Origin of the sequence: Mesorhizobium sp. B2-4-14 (genome assembly GCF_006442155.1) — a bacterium.
In the GTDB taxonomy this organism is placed as follows: Bacteria; Pseudomonadota; Alphaproteobacteria; order Rhizobiales; family Rhizobiaceae; genus Mesorhizobium.
In genome coordinates this window covers 91253-109984 of sequence record NZ_VFVA01000018.1, presented here as the reverse complement: position 1 = coordinate 109984, position 18732 = coordinate 91253, and the positions used below count along the sequence as shown (strand labels likewise).

Sequence of the window (18732 nt, the reverse complement as noted above, 5' to 3'; positions counted from 1 at the left end):
TCCTCCTCTCAGCGGTACTGCGCTACGCAGCGCGCTCTTCGTCATCCTAGGGCGGAGCAGGCGCGAAGCCGCCTGCGCAGACCCTAGGATCCATGCCGTGACGTCGATCGAGGGGTGTGAGCGGTCGAAAATGTTCGCCTTCCGAGGCGCGACGGAAGGTGCCCCGTTCTGCGCCGATGCGGAACGCGGAGGAAACGGCATGGATCCTAGGGTCTGCGCCGCGTCGCTTCGCTCCTTGCTCCGCCCTAGGATGACGAAATCGCCATGGACGGCTCGCGTCACGCAGGCGGCTTCGCGCCTGCTCCGCCCTAGGATGACGAAGAGCGCGCTGCGTAGCGCAGTACCGCTGAGAGGAGGACATCGCCATGGATAGCTTCCGCGACAAGCTCGTTCCGGTGACCTCGATCCTCGCCGGCGTGGTCGTGCTCTGGTACGTTTTCGCCGTCATCCTCAATGCGCCGTTTCAGCGCGATATCGACAGCCGGGCCAACGTGACACCGGGCACCGTCGAATTCATAGGCAAAACGCTGTCGCAGCCCAAGCCGACGCTGCCGGCGCCGCATCAGGTGGCGGTGAACTTCTTCCAGAACACCTTCCTGCGGCCTGTCAACTCGAACCGCAGCCTGATCTATAACGCCTGGGTGACGCTGTCCTCGACACTGCTCGGCTTTGCCTTCGGCACCGCGCTCGGCATTATCATCGCGGTCGGCATCGTGCATGTGGCGACGCTCGACCGTAGCCTTATGCCTTGGATCATCGCCTCGCAGACCATTCCGATCCTGGCGGTGGCGCCGATGATCATCGTCGTGCTGGCGGCGGTCGGCATCACCGGCCTGGTCCCGAAGGCGCTGATCTCGACCTATCTGTCGTTCTTCCCGGTGACGGTGGGCATGGTGAAGGGGCTGCGCTCGCCGGAGATCATGCATCTCGACCTGATGCACACCTATAATGCCAGCCGCGCCCAGACCTTCTGGAAGTTGCGGGTCCCGGCCTCTGTGCCGTTCCTTTTCACTTCGATGAAGGTGGCGGTGGCGGCAAGCCTGGTCGGCGCCATCGTCGGCGAACTGCCGACCGGTGCTGTCGCCGGCATCGGCGCCAAACTGCTCGCCGGCGCCTATTACAGCCAGTCCATCGACATCTGGTCGGCGCTGGTCGCCGGTTCGATGGTGGCGGCGCTTCTGGTCATGGTGGTCGGCATCGCCGGCCGCCTCGTCGACCGCGCCATGGGCGGGAGGCCGGCATGAGCTGGGTAAAACCCTCCTGGCAAGCCGTGCTGGCGATCGTGCTGTGTCTGATCGCGGTCACGCTTGGCGCGATGTCGAAGCCCGAGGCGGCAGCACTCGCGGATCCGGCTGCCAGTGTCAACTATCCCTATCTCGGGACGAAGGGTTTGATGCTCGGCCTGGCGATCGTGGCGGCGCTGATCTCGATGGTCAGGTTGCCATCGCTGGGCGAGGCCGTGGTGCTGTTCGTCGGCGCCCATCTCGTCGCCTGGCTGCTGATCTCGGGCATTGCCGGTTTCGAAGGCACGGCACTGGCGCCGTATTTTCTGCTGCTCATCGCGGCCTGGCTGCTCGGATGGCGTTGCGTGGCGGTGCTGTCCGGGCTTCGTCCGACGACAGGCTGGTCCCGGAACCTGCTGCGCCTGATCATTCCCGCCATTTTCGGCGCCTGGATCCTGATCATCTGGGAGGCGGTGACCCGGGGCGCCGGCATTCCCTTCATCCTGCTGCCGCCGCCGAGCGCCGTCGGCGTGCGCATTGTCAACTCGCTGCCGATACTCGGTGCCGATGTCCGCCAGACCGTCTTCAAGGCGGTGCTTTTCGGTTACGTCGTCGGTAGCGGCGCCGGTTTCATCACCGCGATCCTAGCCGACCGGGTGCCGTTCCTGCGGCGTGGCCTGCTGCCGATCGGCAATATGGTTTCCGCGCTGCCCATCATCGGCGTGGCGCCGATCATGGTCATGTGGTTCGGCTTCGACTGGCAGTCCAAGGCAGCCGTGGTCATCATCATGACCTTCTTCCCGATGCTGGTGAACACGGTCGCCGGGCTTGCCGCGTCGGGCCATATGGAGCGCGACCTGATGCGCACCTATGCGTCGGGCTACTGGCCGACGCTGATCAAGCTCAGGCTGCCGGCCGCCGCTCCCTTCATCTTCAACGCGCTGAAGATCAACTCGACGCTGGCGCTGATCGGCGCCATCGTCGCCGAGTTCTTCGGCACGCCCGTCGTCGGAATGGGCTTCCGTATCTCGACCGAGGTCGGGCGGATGAACATCGACATGGTGTGGGCTGAAATCGCAGTTGCAGCACTTGCGGGTTCGGTCTTTTATGGCGTGGTCGCCCTTGTCGAAAGGGCCGTCACGTTTTGGCATCCCTCTGTCCGTGGTGGATAGGGGCGGTGGGTTCAGGGCACTAACTTCAGAGGGTAAAAAAATGAAAAGACTTCTTATTCCACTTCTGGCCGGCGCGCTTTCGCTGGCCGCGTTCCAGGCAATCGCCGCCGACAAGGTGACGTTGCAGTTGAAATGGGTCACGCAGGCCCAGTTCGCCGGCTACTATGTGGCCAAGGCCAAGGGCTTCTATGACGCTGAAGGCCTCGACGTCGACATCAAGCCGGGTGGCCCTGATATCGCGCCCGAACAGGTGATTGCCGGCGGCGGCGCCGATGTCATCGTCGACTGGATGGGCGGGGCGCTCGCGGCCCGCGACAAGGGCGTGATGCTGGTCAACATCGCCCAGCCCTTCAAGAAGGCGGGCATGGAACTGGTCTGCCCGAAGAACGGACCGATCAAGACCGAGGCCGATTTCAAGGGCCACACGCTCGGCGTCTGGTTCTTCGGCAACGAATATCCGTTCTACGCCTGGATGAACAAGATCGGTCTCAAGACCGATGGCGGCCCCGACGGCGTCACCGTGCTGAAGCAGAGCTTCGACGTGCAGCCGCTGATCCAGAAGCAGGCGGACTGCATCTCGGTGATGACCTACAACGAATACGGCCAGGTGCTGGATGCCGGCTACAAGCCCGAGGACCTGATCGTCTTCAACTATTCGGCCATGGGCAACGACCTGTTGGAGGACGGGCTCTACACGCTTGAGGACAAGCTCAAGAATCCGGCTTTCGCCGACAAGATGGTGCGTTTCGTGCGCGCCTCGATGAAGGGCTGGAAATATGCAACCGAGAACACCGACGAGGCGGCCGGCATCGTCGTGGACAATGGCGGTCAGGACGAGAACCACCAGAAGTTCATGATGAAGGAAGTGGCCAAGCTGATCGACAATGCGGACGGCAAGCTGATCCCCGCGGCTTACGAGCGCACCGCCAAGGCCCTGCTCGACCAGAAGATCATCACCAAGGAGCCGACCGGCGCCTACACCACCGCCATCACCGACAAGGCTGTGAAGTAAGCGTAGTCCCGCTACGATCGATCTTCAGAGCGGCGCCTCCGACCAAGGGTCAGAGGCGCCGTTCCTTTATGGTGTTCATGACAAAACTGGTCTCGATCGAGGCGACGCATTTCAGCCGCGCGATCTTTTCCTTGATGAAGCGCTCATACTGGTCGAGGCCGCCGGTCACAACCTTGAGCACATAGTCGCGTGAGCCGGTGACGAGGTGGCATTCCAGCACTTCGTCCCACCCGCGGATCGCTTCCTCGAACATGACGATCTCGTCCTCGTTCTGGCGGCCGAGCCTTATGGTGGCGATGGCGACCATGGTCCAGCCAAAGGCAGCCGGATCGACCAGCGTCGTGTAGCCCTTGATAATTCCGGCTTCCTCCAGCCGCCGCACGCGCCTGAGACAAGGCGACGGCGACAGGCCGATGCGCTCCGCCAACTCGTTGTTCGTGATACGCGCATCGGCGCGCAGTTCATGCAGGATCTTGCGGTCGAAATCATCAGCTATTTTCTGCCGCACTTTTGGTGTCTCCAGGCGATTCATTGCGATAGTGCAGCCATGGGGGTCCAAAAATAGCAAGGACTGCGTGGTGGGGATCGCATAAATTGCCGCCACACGTCTCGAAAAAACAGGGAACATCATGACCGCGCCGCGTCCTTCGAAAACCCATATCGGCAACCACAAGCTTCATCCCGAAACGCTGATGCTGAGCTATGGCTTCGATCCGCAGCTGTCGGAGGGCGCGGTCAAGCCGCCGGTGTTCCTGACGTCGACCTTCGTGTTCAAATCGGCGGAGGAGGGGCGTGATTTCTTCGACTACACGTCCGGCCGAAAGGAGCCGCCGAGCGGCACGGCGTCGGGCCTTGTCTATTCGCGCTTCAATCATCCCAACAGCGAGATCGTCGAGGACCGGCTCGCCGTCTATGAGGGGACGGATGCCTGCATCCTGTTTTCTTCCGGCATGTCGGCGATCGCGACGACGCTGCTTGCCTATGCCCGCCCCGGCGACGTGATCCTGCATTCGCAGCCGCTCTATGGCGGCACCGAGACGCTTTTGACGCGCACGCTTGCCGGCTTCGGCATCGGCGCGGTCGGCTTCGCGGATGGCGTCGACGAGGCGGCGGTGCGCGTGGCGGCCGATGCGGCGACCGCGAAGGGCCGTGTGTCGGTTATCCTGATCGAGACGCCGTCGAACCCGACCAATAGCCTGGTCGATATCGCGCTGATGCGGAAGGTCGCCGACGAGATCGGCGCAAGGCAAGGATCGACGCCGATCATAGCCTGCGACAATACGCTGCTCGGTCCAGTCTTCCAGCGGCCTATCGAGCACGGCGCCGATGTTTCCGTCTATTCGCTGACCAAATATGTCGGCGGCCATTCCGACCTGATCGCGGGCGGCGTCATGGGCGGCAAGGCGGTCACGAAGCCGATCAAAGCTCTGCGTGGCGCGATCGGCACGCAGCTTGATCCACATTCCTGCTGGATGCTCGGCCGCTCGCTGGAAACGCTGTCGATCCGCATGGAACGGGCGAACGACAATGCCCGCCTGATTGCCGGATTCCTGCAAGAGCATCCCAAGGTGGAGAAGGTGCATTATCTGCCGTTCCTCGGCGAGGACACGCCTGCCGCCCGCGTCTATCGGGCGCAATGCAGCGGCGCCGGTTCGACCTTCTCCTTCGACATCAGGGGCGGACAGAAGGCGGCCTTCGCCTTTCTCAACGGGCTGCAGATCTTCAAGCTGGCGGTAAGCCTCGGCGGCACGGAATCGCTGGCCAGCCATCCAGCCGCCATGACCCATTCGGGCATTCCCTTCGACGTGCGCCAGCGCATCGGCGTTCTGGAGAGCACGGTCAGGCTGTCGATCGGCGTCGAGCACCCGGATGACCTGATCGCCGACCTTGCGCAGGCTCTGGCCGCCGTCTGAGCGTTGTCCTTCCGCGCGTCTTGAAAGGGCGGGTGACCGCCCCTTTTTGATCAGACATCAAAAAAATGTGCCCCGAGGGATACTTTGGGCCACCCGACCGTTGTGCTGGTGCATCCACGCGTGGAGAGCCGCGAGGATGAACATCCAACGGAGGTCCTAGGAAAATGCGCAGACAATCCTTCATGCCGGTGCTTTCCGCGCTGGCCATTTCGACCGCCTTTCTATTCGCATCGCCGGCCATGGCCGAAATGGTGAAGTACAAGGCAACGCTCGATGGCGGCCAGCAGAGCCCTCCCGTCACCACCAAGGGCAAGGGGACTGCCACCTTGACCTTCGACACCACCAAGAAGAAGCTAAGCTGGAACGTCAAATATTCCGGTCTCAGCGGACCGGCGACGGCCGCGCACATTCACGGCCCCGCGGGGATGGGCGAGAATGCCGCGCCGGTAATCCCGTTCAAGGGCAAGCTCAAGAGCCCGATCAAGGGATCGGCGACGCTCACAGATGCGCAAGCGGCTGACCTTGAGGCCGGCAAATACTACGTTAACGTCCACACCGCCGCCAACAAGGACGGCGAGATCCGCGGTCAGATCGAGAAGGCGATGTAGCGCGGTCAGAAGGGGCGGCGCACCGCCCCTTTCGCCAAACGAGTCCTTAGCTCAGCACGGCCGGCGAAAGGCAGCAGGCTGCCTTCGCTTCAGCTCCTGTCGCGGATCTGGGTCATCGTCCGGGTCGGTGTGATCGCCTCCGGATCGAGCCGGATTTCGACGACCGACGGCTTGCCGCTGGCGCGCGCACGCTCGAAGGCGGCTGCGAAATCGGACGTCTTCTCCACCGTCTCCCCATGGCCGCCATAGGCTCGGGCCAGCGACGCGAAGTCGGGGTTCTTGAGTTCGGTCGCAACCACGCGGCCAGGATATTCGCGCTCCTGATGCATGCGAATGGTGCCGTAAATGCCATTGTTGACGACCACGACGACAATCGGCAGGTCGTACTGCACGGCGGTGGCGAATTCCTGACCGTTCATCAGGAAGCAGCCATCGCCGGCAAACGCGACCACGGTGCGTTCCGGAAACAGCTCCTTGGCTGCGACCGCGGCAGGCGTGCCATAGCCCATCGAGCCCGACGTCGGCGCCGCCTGCGTGCCGAAGCGGCGGAAGCGGTGGAAGCGATGCACCCAGGTGGCATAGTTGCCGGCGCCGTTGGTGAGGATGGCGTCTTCCGGCAGCATCTTTTCCAGATAATTCATGATCGGGCCCATCTGGACCGGGCCAGGGCCGCTTTCCGGCGGCGTCGACCAGTCGAGATAGGCCGCATGCAGTTTTGGCGTCTCGGCCGCCCATACCGGCTCGGAGGCCGGCTTGCGGCTGGCAAAGGCTTCGACAAAGGCGGATGGCGAGGCGTTGATGGCCAGCGTCGGCCGGTAGACGCGGCCAAGTTCGCCGGCGTCCGCATGGACATGCACCAGCGTCTGGTCCGGGTAGGGGCTTTTGAGCAGTGTGTAGTCCGACGAAGGCATCTCGCCCATACGACCGCCGATCAGCAGAACGAGATCGGCCTGCTTGATGGCGGTGGCAAGCTTCGGGTTGATACCGATACCGACATCGCCGGCATAGTTCGGGTGCAGATGGTCGAACAGCATCTGGCGGCGGAAGGAACAGCCGACCGGCAGCGACCACGCCTCGGCGATGCCGCGCATCCGCGCCACTGCTTCCTCGTCCCAGCGCGTGCCGCCGAGAATGACGAACGGGCGCTTGGCGGTGCTGAGCAGCGTCTCCAGCGCATCGAGCTCTGCCTCGCCCGGACGGGTGTCGACCGGCGTGTGCGGCAAGGCGGCAGGCGCCTCGACGACGCTGGTCAGCATGTCCTCCGGCAGCGAGATGACCACCGGGCCCGGACGACCCGATGTCGCCACCGCGAAGGCGCGGGTGACGAATTCGGGGATGCGCGACGCGTCGTCGATCTCGACCACCCATTTGGCGATGTCGCCGAAGAACCTCTTATAATCCACTTCCTGGAACGCCTCGCGCTCCTTGGCGTGGCTGGCGACCTGGCCGATGAAGAGGATGAGCGGAATCGAATCCTGCATAGCGATGTGGATGCCGGCCGACGCATTGGTGGCACCGGGGCCGCGGGTGACGAAGCAGATGCCGGGCTTGCCGGTCAGGCGCCCGTGACAGTCGGCCATCATCGCCGCACCGCCTTCCTGACGGCAGACGATGGTGCGGATCGCTGAATCATGCAGCGCGTCGAGCACCGCGAGGTAGGATTCGCCGGGCACGCAATAGATGCGGTCGGTGCCGTTGGCTTCGAGCGCGTCGACGATCAGTTGTCCGCCGGTCTTCATTCTCCAGACCTCTCCAGTTCGGCAAGGATTTCTTTTGTGTGTTCGCCAAGGCGCGGCGAGGGGCGCTCATAGACCAGCGGCGTGCCGGACATCACCATCGGGGCGCGTACCGAGGGCAGCAGGTTGCCATGGCCGTCGTCGAGGTCGAGCCGCATGCCGCGCGCGATCGTCTGCGGGTCGGCGAACATCTGGCCGATCGTGTTGATTGGGCTCGCCGGCACGCTTGCCGCTTCGAGCTTTGCCAGCAGCGGATCGCGGTCGAGAGACTTCAGCGCCTCGACGATGCGCTCGCGCAGCTTCACGCGGTTGGCGACGCGGGCGGGGTTGGTGGCGAAGTCGGGATTGGCAGGCAAATCGTCCAGTCCGACGGCGGCGCAGAATTTGGCGAACTGGCCGTCATTGCCGACGGCAAGGATGATGTGGCCGTCCCTGACCGGAAGCACTTCGTAAGGGGCGATGTTCATATGCGCATTGCCCATCTGCACCGGCGACTTGCCGGAGACGAGATAGTTGAGGTTCTGGTTGCCGAGCGCCGAGATCTGAGTGTCGAAGAGCGCCATGTCGATGTGCTGGCCCTCGCCGGTCTGCTCGGCATGGCGCAGGGCTGCCTGGATGGCGACGACCGAATAAAGACCGGTGAAGAGATCCGATATGGCGACGCCGGCCTTTTGCGGCTCGCGGCCGGCCTCGCCGGTGATCGACATCATGCCGGCCATGGCCTGGATGATAAAATCGTAGCCGGCGCGGGGCGCATAGGGTCCATCCTGGCCGAAGCCGGTGATGGAGCAGTAGACCAGGCGCGGGTTGATCTTGCGCAGGCTGTCATAATCGAGCCCATGCTTCTTCAAGCCGCCGAGCTTGAAGTTCTCGATCAGCACATCCGACGTCGCGGCCAGCCGGCGCACGGTCTCGGCGCCGTCGGGCGTCGAGAAGTCGATGGCGATGGAGCGCTTGCCGCGATTGCAGGAATGATAATACGCGGCCGACAGATTCTCGCCGTCATGGCTCATGACGAAGGGCGGGCCCCATTTGCGGGTGTCGTCGCCGCCATCGGGGCTTTCCACCTTGATGACATCGGCGCCGAGATCGGCAAGCAATTGCCCGGCCCAGGGCCCGGCGAGGATGCGGGCGAGTTCGACGACGCGGACGCCTTTCAGCGGGGGCTCAGCCATAAATCACCGTGGTTGCCGCAATCACCGTGATTGCTGCGAAAACAGAGCCTCTATCAAGCCCGGCGGCGGCTGTCACGGCCCTTGCAATGGGCCACCGAACTGGCTCGGTCACGCTTTCAGGACGCTATCTGCCCAGGCCGCGAAATCGTCCATGACGATGTCGCGGTTCACCTCGTTCAGGCTTTCGTGACAAGTGTCGGCGTAAACCTTTGATACGAGATTCGAAAAACCCATCTTGCGCATGCGGTTGGCGAGATGGGTGATGCCCTTGCCATAGTCCGAGGCGGGGTCTTTCTCACCGCCGACGATGGCGACGGGAAGGTCGCGCCGGACACCGACGAAGCCGGCATCCTTGCCGCCATTGAGCGCCATCGAGACCACGTCGCGCCACATCGAGATAGAGGCATCCCAGCCGCACAGCGGATCGGCGATGTATCTCGCCACCTCCGCCTCGTCGCGCGACAGCCAGTCGAACGGTGTACGATGATTGGGCACCGCCTTGCCCCAGGCCTGGAAGGTGAGTTTCGGCAGCAGCCGCGACGGAACGTCCGAGCCCAGCCGCATCCGCTCCCAGGCAAGGATGCCGAGCGCCAGCTGTCCAAGCAGGTCTTGCGAAAAATTGCCGTTCCAGATCGCGGCGGCATGGATGCGGGATGAATGGCCCAAAAGGAAATTCAGCGCCACGGACGCGCCCATCGAGTGGCCGAAGAGGATGACCGGCAGGCCTGGGCGTTCCCCGGCGATCAGATCGTGGACGGCATCGACATCGGCGATCACCTTGGCCGGTCCATCCCTGTCGGCGAATCTGCCGAGCGGCGCGTCCGGCGCCTTGGTCTGGCCGTGGCCGCGATGATCATGGGCATAGACGTGGAATCCGCGCGAGCCAAGGAAATCGGCAAAGCGAGCATAGCGCGCGGCATGCTCGGCCAGTCCATGATTGATCTGGACGACCGCGCGCGGCCGGCCATCGGCCTGCCTGACGAAGAGGTTGAGCTCGGCGCCGGTCGGCGAGCGGACCAGGCGTTGCTGGTTGAATGGCATGCAGGCTGGTTTCCACCCCCGGTTCGCCTCATGGCGTCTGACCTGTGTGCGCCTGCCGCCGGTTTTGCGTCAATCCACACCAACCACTTTTTGCCCAACGATGTTTCTTGCGTTTGGCCAGCAAAATATCGCAATTCTGACATGGAGACAGCGGCAGTCTGTCACCCATTTGCTTCAGCGGGGATTCTTATGCGCATTGGTGTTGTTTTCGGATTGGCCTTGTTGGCGGCATCGCTGGCCAGTGCAGCGCGTGCCGACGTCAAGCTGAGCGGCACTTTCGTTGCCGACGCGGCCTGTCCGGCAACGCAGGCTATCAAGAACGGCAAGAACCCTGGCAATGTCTCGACCGATGCTGGACAGGGCTATCAACTGCTTGCCGGCAACAAGGATGCGCCGACGCACTATCTGATCCAGGTGCCCGGCGCCGACCCGGAGCGTCGCTGGGTGAAGGTCAGTTGTGGCCATCTCTCGGGCAGCAGCGCCGCGACGGTTCCGGCGGCTCCTGGTAGGCAAGACAAGCCGGCGGCTTCGGGAAAACCCGAATATGTCTTCGCGCTGAGCTGGCAGCCGGCCTTTTGCGAGACCAAGTCGAACAAGGCCGAATGCAGGGCGCAGAATCCGAGCGAATTCGACGCCACCAATTTCACCTTGCACGGCCTGTGGCCACAGCCGAACGGCAATTTCTATTGCCAGGTTTCGGCCGGCGACAAGGCCAACGACAATCCTGCCCACTGGCAGGACCTGCCGCCGGTCAACCTTGACGCCGGCACCCGCGCGGAGCTCGACAAGGTGATGCCGGGCACCGCCTCGAAGCTCGAGCGGCATGAATGGATCAAACACGGCACCTGCTACGGCAAGAACCAGCAGGAGTATTTTTCCGACGCACTCAGCCTGATGCGCGAAGTGAACAGCTCGCCTGTGCGCGATCTCTTTACCAAGAACATCGGCGGCAAACTGACGGCCGACCAGATCCGCAGCGCCTTCGACCAGGCCTTCGGCTCGGGGGCAGGGGATCGGGTGCGCGTTTCCTGCGTCATCGATCCGTCGAGCGGCCGGCGGCTGATCGGCGAACTGACGCTCGGCCTCGCCGGCCCGATCGGTCCCTCCAGTTCGCTGAAGGACCTGCTGCTGGCATCGGTTCCCACCAACAAGGCCGGCTGCCCAGTGGGCACGGTCGATCCGATCGGCTTCCAGTAAGCGCTGGACCGCCGCTTCCGGTAAGCCGGCGTGCCAGTCGCGGACAGATGCGGAAGGGTAATCGAAGCCTTCAGCAGGGGTGTGTCCGGCAGAAACGTCGTCTCTCGGCGGCCACTTCCCCGTGTGCCTGGCCCGCAAAAGCGATTGCCGTTCGCCGCCGCATCGCCTACATAGCGGCCAACCTCCATTCAGATCGACAATTCAGTCAGTTTCAGGGAAAGCGCGCGTGGCACGCCAGTTCATCTATCACATGTCCGGCCTGTCGAAGGCCTATGGCACCAAGAAGGTGCTCGATAACGTTTATCTGTCTTTCTATCCGGACGCCAAGATCGGCATTCTCGGGCCGAACGGCTCGGGTAAGTCGACCATCCTGCGCATCATGGCCGGGCTCGACAAGGAGTTCCAGGGCGAGGCGTGGCTGGCCGAGGGCGCGACCGTGGGCTACCTGGCGCAGGAACCGCAGCTCGACAACAGCAAGACCGTGATGGAAAACGTCATGGACGGCGTCGCCAGGAAGACAGCCATCATCGAGCGCTACAACGAGCTGATGATGAACTATTCCGACGAGACGGCGGACGAGTCGGCAAAGCTCCAGGACGAGATGGACCGGCTGAACCTGTGGGATCTCGAGCAGCAGGTCGAGATGGCGATGGACGCGCTGCAATGCCCGCCGGGCGATTCCGAGGTGACCAACCTGTCGGGCGGCGAGCGTCGCCGCGTGGCGCTCTGCCGGCTGCTGCTGCAGCAGCCTGATCTGCTGCTGCTCGACGAACCGACCAACCATCTCGACGCCGAGACCACGGCGTGGCTGGAAAAGCACCTGCGCGACTATCCGGGCTCGGTGCTGATCATCACCCACGATCGCTACTTCCTCGACAATGTCACCGGCTGGATCCTCGAACTCGATCGTGGTCGCGGCATTCCGTACGAGGGCAACTACACCAGATATCTAGACGCCAAGGCCAAGCGCCTGATCCAGGAAGGCCGCGAGGACGACGCCCGACAGAAGTCGATCTGGCGCGAACGCGAATGGATCCAGTCCTCGCCAAAGGCGCGCCAGACCAAGTCGAAGGCGCGTATCAAGGCCTATGAGGAACTGGTCGAGCAGTCGCAGAACCGCAAGCCCACCGACACGCAGATCGTCATCCCGTCGAGCGAGCGGCTGGGCAATGTCGTCATCGAGGTCGAGAACCTCAGCAAGGGCTTCGGCGACGAGCTTCTGATCGAGAACCTGTCATTCAGGCTGCCGCCGGGCGGCATCGTCGGCGTCATCGGCCCGAACGGCGCCGGCAAGACGACGCTGTTCAAGACGTTCACCGGCCAGGAGAAGCCGGATGCGGGCTCGATCCGCATCGGCGAGACGGTCAAGCTCGGCTATGTCGACCAGAGCCGTGACGCGCTCGATCCGAACAAGACGGTGTGGGAAGAAATCTCCGGCGGCGCCGAAGTCATCAAGCTCGGCAAGCACGAGGTCAACAGCCGCGCCTACTGCTCGTCCTTCAACTTCCGCGGCGGCGACCAGCAGCAGAAGGTCGGCAACCTCTCGGGCGGCCAGCGCAACCGCGTGCACCTGGCAAAGATGCTCAAGACCGGCGGCAATGTGCTGCTGCTCGACGAGCCGACCAACGATCTCGACACCGAGACGCTGAGCGCGCTGGAAGACGCGTTGGAAGCCTATGCCGGCTGTGCCGTCATCATCAGCCACGACCGCATGTTCCTCGACCGCATGGCCACCCATATGCTCGCCTTCGAGGGTGACGCGCATGTCGAGTGGTTCGAGGGCAACTTCGAGGAGTACGAGAAGGACAAGCTGCGCCGCCTCGGCGCCGAAGCGGCAGCCCCGCACCGCATGACGCACAAGCGGCTGACGCGGTAAGGGGGCACTGGGCGGCGAATTCTCAAGGCGATATGAGGAGCTCAGATGGCCGACTGGTCCGCCGCCCAATATCTGAAATTCGAGGACGAACGCACCCGGCCGGCGCGTGATCTCGCGGCCCAGGTGCCGGTCGATTTTCCGCGCCGCGTCGTCGACATCGGCTGCGGGCCGGGCAATTCGACCGAGCTCCTGGTCCAGCGCTGGCCGGATGCCGAGGTCAGCGGCTTCGATACCTCCCCCGACATGATCGAAAAGGCGAGGGCGCGCCTGCCCGGCGTCAGTTTCGATCTGGCGGACGCCTCCACATGGCAACCGGCCGAGCCGGTCAACGTCATTTTCGCCAATGCGGTGTTCCAGTGGCTGCCGGAACATCCTGCGGTGTTCCAGCGGCTGATGGGTTTTCTTGCTCCCGGTGGCGCGCTTGCCGTACAGATGCCCGACAATATGGGCGAGGACTCCCACCGCCTGATGCGTGAGACCGCCGCCGAAATGCCGTTTGCCGCCAAGATGAAGGGGGCGGCGCGCGCGCCGCTGCCTTCGGTGTCGTTCTATTACGACCTGTTGTCACCGCTCAGCGACAGGGTCGATATCTGGCATACCATCTACAACCATCCGCTGGCCGATGCCGAGGCGATCGTCGACTGGGTGAAGGCAACCGGGCTGAAGCCGTTCCTCGATCCGCTTGACGGGCACGAGCGCAAACTGTTCCTCGACAGCTACACGGCCAGGATCGCCAAGGCCTATCCCAACACCGCGAACGGCAAGGTGCTGCTGCGTTTCCCCCGCATCTTCATTGTCGCCAAGCGGGCCGGATAGGGTATGTCGAGATTCGGATGGCGCTCGCCTGCAAACGGCGGCCTCCTGCGCGTCCGCTGCCAGGTACGAGAACTACACGCCGCTCCTGTTCTCAAGCGTCCGCCTGGTGAAGTCAGGTTTACGTAGGCGTAAATCTTTGGTTTAAGCCGGCGTAAACCGGCGAAGTGAGAAAAGTGTTGCGCCGAAGCGTTTCGGCGCTCACATGAAGCCGCAAGGCCTGCGGATGGGACGGACTGAAATATGCATCGCGTCATCATCAGCGGCATCGGCGCTGAAATTCCTCAACCTGTCATCACCAATGAAGAGCTGGTCGAAAGCTTCAACAGCTGGGTCGACACCGAGAATGAGCGGCGCCAGGCCACGGGCGGTACGCTGCTGCAGAAGTCGGACGCAGACTTCATCGTCCATGCTTCCGGCGTGCGCAGCCGCCATGTGATCGAACGCGAAGGCATTCTCGACCCAACCCGCATGGCACCGCGCATTCCGGCGCGGCCGGATGACGTCCTGTCGCTGCAGGCCGAGTTCGGCATCGCTTCGGCCAGGAAGGCGATCGCCCATGCCGGCATCGACCCGTCGGAGATAGATCTGGTGATCTGCTCGTCCTCGCATCAGCAAAGGCCATATCCGGCCATCGCCATTGAAATGCAGGAGGCATTGGGCACCAAGGGGGCCGGCTTCGATATGGGGCTTGGCTGTTCGTCGGCGGCGGCGGCATTGCACATGGCGGTCAATCTGGTGCGCTCGGGCGCGCACAAGCGCATTCTGGTCGCCACGCCCGAGATCATTACCGGCCATCTCAATTTCCGCGACCGGCAGACGCATTTCATCTTCGGCGACGCTTCGGTGGCGATGGTGGTGGAGGGGCTCGCTTTGGGCGAAAAGCGGCCGGAATGCTTCGAGGTGCTCGACACCCGCATCTGGACGCAGATGTCGAACAACATCCGCACCAATCTTGGCTACCACACCCGCACCGCCCAGGACGATCCCTACATGATCAACCTGGAGGGCAATCTGATCAAGCAGGTCGGCAACAAGGTGTTCAAGGAAGTCACTGTCGCCGGGCACAAATTCATCGTCGAATTCCTGGCCGAACATGGACTGACGCCGCAGGCCGTCCGCCGCTTCTGGCTGCACCAGGCCAATGCGCGCATGAACGCGATGATCCTGAAGCTGGCGTTCGGCCACGAAGTCGGCCACGACCGCGCGCCGATGGTGCTGGAGCGACTCGGCAACACGGCGGGCGCCGGCGCCATCGTCGCGCTGTCGGAAAACCATGCCGACATGAAGCCCGGCGATTTCGGCCTGATCTGCGCTTTTGGCGCGGGGTATTCGATAGGCGGCGCGTTGCTGAGGATGCTCTGACTTGCGGGGTGCTCCGGCCGCGCGTCAGGCGGGAGCGAACGGCACCAGCATCGGCACACGCCTGGCATAGTCGTCATAGGCGGTTCCGAGTTCGCCGCGCAGGAAACGCTCCTCGAGCTTTGCCTTCATGACGATGCCGATGATGAGCAGGAGCGCGCCGGCAATGCCCCAGACAGTTCCTTTTGCCGCCATGGTGGCAAGAATCGCCAGAAGCAATCCTGTGTAGATCGGATGGCGAACGAGGCTGTAGGGGCCGCTGTCGACGACACGGTGCCCTGCCTTGGCGGTGACATTGCCCGACCAGAGACGGCCAAGATGCAGCCTTGCCCACCACGAGAAGCCGAAGCCGACAGCGATCAGCACAACACATATCCAGGCCACGGCAAGATCGGGAACCCACAGTCGCAGGCGCCCATAATAATTGTGTGCCGGAAGCAGGAACAGGACCGCGCCAAACACCATCACCATCCGGTAGCGCATCTCCGACCCAAGGTCGGCACGTTTGGCCACCGGATCCGCCCAGAAGGCGGCAGCCGCCCATGACACCACCCAGATCAGCCAAAGCAGCACGATTACCGTTCCGGGACGCATGGTAACCTCCGCAGACCTGTCCGCGCGTCACCATGGGGCCGGCACGGCATGGCGGCAATCCCGCCTGCGATCGACGGTAGGTAAGAAACTCGTGATCGCAATCGCATCGGTGACGTTGATCCGACGATCAGCACTTTCGACTGGACGCATGGAGGGGTGTCCGGATAATTCCCGGATGACGAAAGGACGGAACACCATGCTGGATCTTTTCCCCGAGGCCGAGAAGCCGGTCGAAATCATCCCGGCGAAGAAGCTTTCTGCTCGCGCGGCGGCGCTCTATCTCGCGCCGGCGGATCATTTCCAGACGCGTCCGGCGGAGGAATTGCGGTTGGGCTTCGACGGCATTTCAGGCGATTTCCACGCCGGGCCAACGCGACGCTCGGGCGGGCGCGAACCCTGGTATCCGCGCGGCACCGAAATGCGCAACGAACGGCAACTGTCGATCGTCGCCACGGATGAACTGGCCATCGTCGCCGAACGGATGGGGCTCGCCGAAATCAAGCCGGAGTGGATCGGCGCCAATCTGGTGATCGAAGGCGTGCCGCATCTGTCGATGCTGCCGGCCGGCACGCTGCTGTTCTTCAAGGGTGGCGTGACCCTGAAGGTCGATGCCCAGAACGGACCGTGCCGCATCGCCGGGCGATCGATCGCTGAAAACGTCGGGATGGCTGACGTTGAAGCCGGCGCGCTGTTGTTCCCGAAAGCGGCCAAACGACTGCGCGGCGTCGTCGCCTGGGTCGAGAAGCCGGGAACGATCAGGGCCGGTGAGGAGATTTCTGTGCGGGTGCCCGAGCAGTGGATTTATCGCGCGTAGCGCCCGCGTTTCCTGTCGGCCGAGGTTGGGCTATGCCGCCCATGGGCGGCATAGCAAGACCCGGGCCTTAGCCCTTGCGGTTCCTGTTGGCGCCTTGCGCCATAACGGAAATGTGGTCCCACTTTTCCCAGAGCGCAATGCGGTTGGCGTATTCCTGGCGGATCATCGGCAGGCCGCCGTCGCCGAAGAACACCCGAAGCGGCGGTTCGGCGGCATCGACAATCGCCAGCATCGCCGGTCCGGTGGCCTCGGGATCGCCGGCCACGGCGCGGCTGCGGCGTTCCGCCATGGCGGCGCGAGCAGGCGCATAGGCCTCGATCGCTTTGGAGACCTTGGCCGACGGGCCGGCCCAGTCGGTGGAGAAGCCGCCCGGCTCGACCAGCGTCACGTGGATGCCAAATTCCGCGACTTCGAGGCTCAGCGACTGGCTGAACGCTTCCAACGCCCATTTCGAGGCATGGTAGAGGCCGAGCGAGGCAAAGGCATTGACGCCGCCGATGGACGAGATCTGGATGATGTGGCCGGACCGCTGCGCCCGCATGATCGGCAGCGCGGCCTGGGTGACCCAGAGCGCGCCGAACACATTGGTTTCGATCTGGTCGCGGGCTTCCTGTTCGCTCACTTCCTCGATGGCGCCAAAATGACCGTAGCCGGCATTGTTGATGACGACATCGAGCCGGCCAAAGCGCTTGTGCGCCTCGGCAATTGCCGCATCGACGGCTTTCTTGTCGGTGACGTCGAGCTTTATCGCGGCAATGTTGTCGCCATATTTCGCGACGAGATCGGCGAGCGTGGCGACGTCGCGGGCGGTTGCGGCGACGCGGTCGCCACGCGCCAGCGCGGCTTCAGCCCAGACGCGGCCAAAGCCCTTCGACGATCCGGTGATGAACCAAACCTTGTTTGTCATGATGTAGAATCCTTGCCCGTGCGGGCGTGATTTTTGGCGAAAGCGGAGGCTTCTCCGCTTTCGGGCATATACGGCCTATTCCGCGATTTTCCAGAGGCGAGGCGAAATCTTTTTGACCAGGCTTCCCGGTTGATCAGGGATAGCGCACCGGGCTCGACCATGCTGGATCGTCGTGCTTTTGCCAATAGAGCGTCATCAGCCGATTGGTGACCGGCCCGACCTTGCCGCCGGCGACCGCCGCGCCGTCGATCTCCGTCACCGGCATGATGCCGCCGGCGGTCGAGGTGATGAAGACCTCGTCGGCCGCCTTGAGCGCGGCGACGCTGACATCGGTGGCCTCTGCGATGAGCCCTTCCTCGCCGCAGAGATCAAAGACGGTACGGCGGGTGATGCCGGGCAGCACGCCGACGGCCGGCGTCGACAGTTTGCCGTCCTTGACGCAGAACACGTTGAAGCCCGGGCCTTCGGCGATATTGCCGTTGAAGTCGAGGATGAGGGCGGTCTCGGCGCCACGGTCATAAGCGTCGTAGAGGCCGCGCACCAGGTCGAGCCAGTGGTAGTTCTTGATCGCCGGGTCGATCGAGGCCGGCGGGATGCGCACCTTGTCGCTGATGGCCACGCGCAGGCCGCGCTGCAACTGCCCGGCATTGGCGACCGAGCCGAATGGCACGGCGAAGGCCATGAAGCGGTTGATCGCCTGGCGCGGGTCGCGGCTGAAGGTCGGCGAGGCGCCACGCGTGCACAGCATTTCGACATAGGCAGCACGATGACCAGACAGCGCGACGCAATCATGCAGGATTTCGCTCACGCCATCGCGATCGAACGGGATGGTCATGCGCAGTTTTTCCAGCCCTGCGAAGAAGCGGTCGAGATGTTGATCGAGACGGAAGAAACTGCCGTTCCAGACATGCACCGTGTCGTAGGTGGCATCGGAATGCAGAAACCCCCAGTCCAGCACCGACACCTTGGCTTGCGACATCGGCAGGTACTGGCCATCGAGGAAGGCGACGCCATCGGGATAGGCATGCGGGTCGATATGCCGATCGGAGACAGAGGGCAGTCGCCGTGTATCCCGCATCTTCGTTGTCTGGCTCATCGAGGCCTCCTCTCGCACAAGGCGGACCACCAGCCTAGCGGCCCCAGTCGGAAGGCATAGGGCCAGCCATCCGGCGCTGTTCGTCCTCTATCAGGATCAGGATTTACAACGGAAACCTGTCCTGGGCCTGGGTCGGCCAGGCGGACGGCCAGTCTTACAATGCAATCGTCGTGCCGACGCGGCAACAGGGGAC

Annotated in this window: 17 protein-coding genes; 10 read left to right on the top strand and 7 right to left on the bottom strand. The window is 63.4% G+C overall.

Annotated features, from left to right (window positions below; translation table 11 throughout):
- Positions 1 to 365 precede the first annotated feature (365 nt).
- The 3 genes from FJ938_RS17405 to FJ938_RS17395 are packed head-to-tail and all read left to right on the top strand — an operon-like array spanning position 366 to position 3407.
- On the top strand, positions 366 to 1244 hold the full coding sequence (locus FJ938_RS17405; RefSeq protein ID WP_140695692.1) for an ABC transporter permease: 879 nt from the start codon (positions 366 to 368) through the stop codon (positions 1242 to 1244).
- Positions 1241 to 2395: an ABC transporter permease gene (locus tag FJ938_RS17400; protein WP_140695689.1), complete on the top strand. Its 1155-nt coding sequence runs from the start codon at positions 1241 to 1243 to the stop codon at positions 2393 to 2395. Before FJ938_RS17405 ends, FJ938_RS17400 begins: the two co-directional genes overlap by 4 nt.
- Before the next feature lie 40 nt (positions 2396 to 2435).
- Entirely contained in the window at positions 2436 to 3407 is a 972-nt protein-coding gene (locus FJ938_RS17395) for an ABC transporter substrate-binding protein (protein ID WP_140695687.1), read from the top strand.
- Positions 3408 to 3456: 49 nt separating this feature from the next.
- Here the strand turns inward: FJ938_RS17395 and FJ938_RS17390 are convergent, their stop codons facing one another.
- On the bottom strand, positions 3457 to 3915 hold the full coding sequence (locus tag FJ938_RS17390) for an Lrp/AsnC family transcriptional regulator (RefSeq protein ID WP_140608124.1): 459 nt from the start codon (positions 3913 to 3915) through the stop codon (positions 3457 to 3459).
- A 121-nt stretch (positions 3916 to 4036) separates the two neighbouring features.
- On the opposite strand from FJ938_RS17390, the gene FJ938_RS17385 reads away from it, so the two are divergent.
- Together FJ938_RS17385 and FJ938_RS17380 are read left to right on the top strand one after the other, a co-directional pair.
- Entirely contained in the window at positions 4037 to 5320 is a 1284-nt protein-coding gene (locus tag FJ938_RS17385; RefSeq protein ID WP_140695684.1) for a cystathionine gamma-synthase family protein, read from the top strand.
- Between the two features lie 164 nt (positions 5321 to 5484).
- Complete coding sequence (locus FJ938_RS17380) at positions 5485 to 5928, top strand: CHRD domain-containing protein (protein ID WP_140608120.1); 444 nt, start codon at positions 5485 to 5487, stop codon at positions 5926 to 5928.
- A gap of 89 nt (positions 5929 to 6017) precedes the next feature.
- On the opposite strand, the gene FJ938_RS17375 is transcribed toward FJ938_RS17380, so the two are convergent.
- The 3 genes from FJ938_RS17375 to FJ938_RS17365 all read right to left on the bottom strand — a co-directional run bounded on the left by FJ938_RS17375 (position 6018) and on the right by FJ938_RS17365 (position 9880).
- Complete coding sequence (locus FJ938_RS17375; RefSeq protein WP_140695681.1) at positions 6018 to 7667, bottom strand: thiamine pyrophosphate-binding protein; 1650 nt, start codon at positions 7665 to 7667, stop codon at positions 6018 to 6020.
- Positions 7664 to 8839: a CaiB/BaiF CoA-transferase family protein gene (locus tag FJ938_RS17370; RefSeq protein ID WP_140695678.1), complete on the bottom strand. Its 1176-nt coding sequence runs from the start codon at positions 8837 to 8839 to the stop codon at positions 7664 to 7666. The genes FJ938_RS17375 and FJ938_RS17370 overlap by 4 nt, the downstream gene beginning before the upstream one ends.
- A 108-nt stretch (positions 8840 to 8947) precedes the next feature.
- Positions 8948 to 9880: an alpha/beta hydrolase gene (locus FJ938_RS17365; RefSeq protein WP_140695675.1), complete on the bottom strand. Its 933-nt coding sequence runs from the start codon at positions 9878 to 9880 to the stop codon at positions 8948 to 8950.
- A gap of 189 nt (positions 9881 to 10069) precedes the next feature.
- Between FJ938_RS17365 and FJ938_RS17360 the strand changes: the two genes are divergently transcribed.
- The 4 genes from FJ938_RS17360 to FJ938_RS17345 all read left to right on the top strand — a co-directional run bounded on the left by FJ938_RS17360 (position 10070) and on the right by FJ938_RS17345 (position 15131).
- Entirely contained in the window at positions 10070 to 11077 is a 1008-nt protein-coding gene (locus tag FJ938_RS17360; RefSeq protein WP_140695672.1) for a ribonuclease, read from the top strand.
- A gap of 226 nt (positions 11078 to 11303) precedes the next feature.
- Positions 11304 to 12953 (top strand): energy-dependent translational throttle protein EttA, encoded by a 1650-nt coding sequence (ettA, locus tag FJ938_RS17355; protein WP_140695669.1) that lies wholly within the window; start codon positions 11304 to 11306, stop codon positions 12951 to 12953.
- A gap of 45 nt (positions 12954 to 12998) precedes the next feature.
- The gene (tam, locus tag FJ938_RS17350; protein WP_140695666.1) at positions 12999 to 13769 is read left to right on the top strand and encodes a trans-aconitate 2-methyltransferase; all 771 of its coding nucleotides are present in this window, start codon (positions 12999 to 13001) and stop codon (positions 13767 to 13769) included.
- Positions 13770 to 14009: 240 nt separating this feature from the next.
- Entirely contained in the window at positions 14010 to 15131 is a 1122-nt protein-coding gene (locus FJ938_RS17345) for a beta-ketoacyl-ACP synthase III (RefSeq protein ID WP_140695663.1), read from the top strand.
- A 24-nt stretch (positions 15132 to 15155) separates the two neighbouring features.
- Here the strand turns inward: FJ938_RS17345 and FJ938_RS17340 are convergent, their stop codons facing one another.
- The gene (locus FJ938_RS17340) at positions 15156 to 15641 is read right to left on the bottom strand and encodes an isoprenylcysteine carboxylmethyltransferase family protein (protein ID WP_246673370.1); all 486 of its coding nucleotides are present in this window, start codon (positions 15639 to 15641) and stop codon (positions 15156 to 15158) included.
- A 277-nt stretch (positions 15642 to 15918) separates the two neighbouring features.
- Between FJ938_RS17340 and FJ938_RS17335 the strand changes: the two genes are divergently transcribed.
- Positions 15919 to 16536 (top strand): MOSC domain-containing protein, encoded by a 618-nt coding sequence (locus FJ938_RS17335; RefSeq protein WP_140695695.1) that lies wholly within the window; start codon positions 15919 to 15921, stop codon positions 16534 to 16536.
- 67 nt (positions 16537 to 16603) lie between these two features.
- On the opposite strand, the gene FJ938_RS17330 is transcribed toward FJ938_RS17335, so the two are convergent.
- Together FJ938_RS17330 and FJ938_RS17325 are read right to left on the bottom strand one after the other, a co-directional pair.
- The gene (locus FJ938_RS17330) at positions 16604 to 17443 is read right to left on the bottom strand and encodes an SDR family oxidoreductase (protein ID WP_140695657.1); all 840 of its coding nucleotides are present in this window, start codon (positions 17441 to 17443) and stop codon (positions 16604 to 16606) included.
- A gap of 133 nt (positions 17444 to 17576) precedes the next feature.
- Positions 17577 to 18539: a D-amino acid aminotransferase gene (locus FJ938_RS17325; protein ID WP_140695654.1), complete on the bottom strand. Its 963-nt coding sequence runs from the start codon at positions 18537 to 18539 to the stop codon at positions 17577 to 17579.
- Positions 18540 to 18732: the final 193 nt, after the last annotated feature.

Bases quoted from the DNA above. Each gene is read 5' to 3' on its own strand.
- FJ938_RS17325 (WP_140695654.1), bottom strand. From the start codon at position 18,539: ATGAGCCAGACAACGAAGATGCGGGATACACGGCGACTGCCCTCTGTC.
- FJ938_RS17400 (WP_140695689.1), top strand. From the start codon at position 1,241: ATGAGCTGGGTAAAACCCTCCTGGCAAGCCGTGCTGGCGATCGTGCTG.
- FJ938_RS17360 (WP_140695672.1), top strand. From the start codon at position 10,070: ATGCGCATTGGTGTTGTTTTCGGATTGGCCTTGTTGGCGGCATCGCTG.
- FJ938_RS17345 (WP_140695663.1), top strand. From the start codon at position 14,010: ATGCATCGCGTCATCATCAGCGGCATCGGCGCTGAAATTCCTCAACCT.
- FJ938_RS17385 (WP_140695684.1), top strand. From the start codon at position 4,037: ATGACCGCGCCGCGTCCTTCGAAAACCCATATCGGCAACCACAAGCTT.
- tam (WP_140695666.1), top strand. From the start codon at position 12,999: ATGGCCGACTGGTCCGCCGCCCAATATCTGAAATTCGAGGACGAACGC.
- FJ938_RS17365 (WP_140695675.1), bottom strand. From the start codon at position 9,880: ATGCCATTCAACCAGCAACGCCTGGTCCGCTCGCCGACCGGCGCCGAG.
- FJ938_RS17335 (WP_140695695.1), top strand. From the start codon at position 15,919: ATGCTGGATCTTTTCCCCGAGGCCGAGAAGCCGGTCGAAATCATCCCG.
- FJ938_RS17380 (WP_140608120.1), top strand. From the start codon at position 5,485: ATGCGCAGACAATCCTTCATGCCGGTGCTTTCCGCGCTGGCCATTTCG.
- FJ938_RS17405 (WP_140695692.1), top strand. From the start codon at position 366: ATGGATAGCTTCCGCGACAAGCTCGTTCCGGTGACCTCGATCCTCGCC.
- FJ938_RS17395 (WP_140695687.1), top strand. From the start codon at position 2,436: ATGAAAAGACTTCTTATTCCACTTCTGGCCGGCGCGCTTTCGCTGGCC.
- FJ938_RS17375 (WP_140695681.1), bottom strand. From the start codon at position 7,667: ATGAAGACCGGCGGACAACTGATCGTCGACGCGCTCGAAGCCAACGGC.
- FJ938_RS17370 (WP_140695678.1), bottom strand. From the start codon at position 8,839: ATGGCTGAGCCCCCGCTGAAAGGCGTCCGCGTCGTCGAACTCGCCCGC.
- FJ938_RS17330 (WP_140695657.1), bottom strand. From the start codon at position 17,443: ATGACAAACAAGGTTTGGTTCATCACCGGATCGTCGAAGGGCTTTGGC.